Annotated in this window: 2 protein-coding genes and 1 pseudogene; 2 read left to right on the forward strand and 1 reads right to left on the reverse strand. The window is 34.0% G+C overall.

From position 1 onward, the window contains the following. A pseudogene (locus A9G23_RS11470) lies at positions 1 to 1755 on the forward strand (hypothetical protein); the annotation flags it as partial. Positions 1756 to 1955: 200 nt separating this feature from the next. Next, the gene (locus A9G23_RS02715) at positions 1956 to 2624 is read left to right on the forward strand and encodes a hypothetical protein (RefSeq protein ID WP_065586163.1); all 669 of its coding nucleotides are present in this window, start codon (positions 1956 to 1958) and stop codon (positions 2622 to 2624) included. Positions 2625 to 2672: 48 nt separating this feature from the next. Here A9G23_RS02715 and A9G23_RS02720 read toward each other — a convergent pair. Continuing rightward, positions 2673 to 2973, reverse strand: a 301-nt coding sequence (locus A9G23_RS02720) for an integrase core domain-containing protein (protein ID WP_141674898.1), incomplete at its 5' end; no start/stop codon positions are given.

Genomic DNA, 2973 nt, shown 5'->3' on the forward strand with positions numbered 1-2973 from the left:
GGTATAGCTAAACAGGTCAAACTACTGGAAAAAGAAGCAGCATCGGATACGACAGTGGGTAAACCGTATGCAAAGAGCAAAATCAATATAATGAGTCAAGATGTGAAGGTGGCTTGGTTACAAATTGAAATACAGTCATCAGAAACTGAGATAAAGACATTATGGATAAAAAATGAAGCGGCTATTGCCAAAGTAGCCAAACCCAATGGGGAGTTGTCTTTAGCTGAAAACACGGCGGCTTGGACTAAGCATCCTTTACAAGCGAGTAATATACCCAGTAGCACACTGATTGTGGGCACGGCATTACGGGTTGAGATGAATGATGCAAAGTTATCACTAAGCGACAATCGAGCAATAGATGCCCAAGGTAACTTGTGGTTAAAAGTCGATGTACTTGATGATAAAAACCGAAAAAGAAGTGGTTGGGTGTTAGTGAATGGTGAAGGTGCTAAGCGGGTCAGTTGTTGGGATTGGTTTGATTTTATGCAGATAAAAGAAACGTCCACATTAAAAGAAATCTACCTTGACGCAGACAAATCGTTAAAACGTAATAAAGACAACCATGCATTATCGCAATATAAACCAACAATAAAAGAAACATTATCTATTCTTGATAAGCAATACCCTGTTGAAACAAAAATATATACCAGTATAAAAGAAGCAAGTTTTAAAGGTATTGCAGATAAACCGATGTTATTTACGGCATTAAGTCGCTTATTAGTCAATTACGAAAGCGAATGGTATAGTGAAATTGATGCTGAAGGCAAAATGCCGAAATGGGAAGCGTTAAACAGCGAAATGACGGAAAATGCTAAAAATATATTAGCGTATTTACAAACAGGTGACGAAGCAAAATTAGATGCATATTTAAGCCGTGTAGGTAAAGCAAAGGACTCCCCTGAAGCGAAAGGGTTTGAAACACTAAGACGAGAAATAAGCCGTTTTCCTGCTGATTATCAACAATCACCATCGGAAAAGTTGACTAAAGCGCAGTTTGAATCTTATGCCAAAATGGCAGCATTAGAAAAACAAGTAACAGCTTGGGAAAAGACCAAAGAGAAGATAAAAAAGATGTTATGGTGGGATGATGTTGCTAAAGGCTTAGCTAAGTTGAATCAACCCAAAGACACCCCCCCCCCAGAAAATGGCGAGACAACGGATACCACAACCACCCCAACAGACTCAGCCCCACCAGCCACGCTTAGTGCTGATGGTAGGGCGTGGTTTATTCATCCGGTAGCATTATTTAATTTCAAACCGAAATTTTGTATAACAGTTGATATGTTAAAGCAGATTTTCACTTCTGTATCAAATAATCGGCGAGATTTATTACAATTCATAGTAAATGATATTAACGTTCATATGAACAAATATATACTTGATACACCTCTTAGATTAAGTCATTTTTTTGCTCAAATTAGACAAGAAGTTGGTTTATCACCACAAACTGAAGAAAATTTTACTTATAGTGTTAGTGGATTAAAAACAACATATAAATATTTTAAAAATAATCCTGAAGAAGCAATAAAGCATGGTTATCCAGATGGATCTCCAAAAAATTTAAGAACTGTATCGGAGGAGAGCCAAAAATTTGTTGCAAATAAAGCCATGGGAGATAGATTAGGAAATCTTGGCTCAGATACTGATGATGGTTGGAATTTTAGAGGAAGAGGATTAAAACAGTTAACGGGTAGGGATAATTATGTAGATTTTGCAAATGGATATCAGGAAATTTGGGGTGGGGGAGTACATTAATTTTGTTGATAATCCAGATTTATTACATACAAATTATAAATATATAGTTCATTCTGGTGTCTATTTTTGGCTTAAATATAAATTATACAATATTGCAGATCAAGGTTCTGATGAGTCAACAGTAAATCTGATAACTGGAAAAATTAATCAGCATACTAAAAGTTATAAAGATAGGTATAATCATTTCAAGGAAATCTATGATGATAAAAAAATCTTTCAAAATATTTAAAACTTTTAATTTTATAATATTTATTGTGCTAAGCAGCTTTCCTCTTGTTTGCTATGCAAAAAAAGAACCGTTATCATTAAAAATATTACCAACTTTCTCTCCTTTTACCCAGCAATACGAAGAAGATGATGAAGATGATAACGGAGAATATTCTCATGCCTATTCGATTGATTTTTATAATGCAATTAGTACTGTCCATCCTCCAGTATTAGTAAATTACGATGGATTGAAATCAATATTGTTATTTGTTCCTGCAAATCCCAAAGATCCTAATAAGGAAAACCATCATCTTGTTTATAATTTTAATTTAGGTAATTTTAAACTAAATGAAGTTGGAACTATTTTCACCCACGAGATATTATCAATTTTTAGTTATAATCCTAATGAAGAAAATGCCATGATTTTTGTTCTTCAAAAAAATAAATCGGGGGAGGAAACTTTATATTCGAATGTTCGATTTTCAGTTTTAAAAGAAGACGGAGGATTGTATATCCAATCATTCAAGACAGATAGAATAAGTATTGCTGGTTTAGATAACTGTATTGATGGTGGTATTGATTATTTGGGTAACACACAAATATGTAAGTATAAAGATGCTTCATCGATAAGGGAGTTTTTTGATAATATCATAAAAAAATAAAAGATTTTTGTAAATACCCCATAGTTAGTACAAAACAGTCGTAGAAAATCATACTGCTTGTTTTAGTGTTTTATACTCAATCGGCGTCATGTTATTTAATGCCTCATGCGGTCTTTCGGTGTTATAAATCGTTAACCATTCTTCGGTTATTCTCCTTGCTTGTGCTAAGTTGTTAAAAAGATATAAATCGAGTACTTCAGTACGATAGGTGCGATTAAATCGTTCAATATAGCCATTTTGATAAGGGCTACCGGGCTGGATATAATCAATGGCTATATCATGTGATTTAGCCCAGTTTATAAAGGTTTTTCCTGTAAATTCTGGTCCATTATCGACGCGTATTTTTAAT

The sequence above is a fragment of the Gilliamella sp. App4-10 genome, from assembly GCF_001690495.1.
Classification (GTDB): Bacteria; Pseudomonadota; Gammaproteobacteria; order Enterobacterales; family Orbaceae; genus Gilliamella; species Gilliamella apicola_G.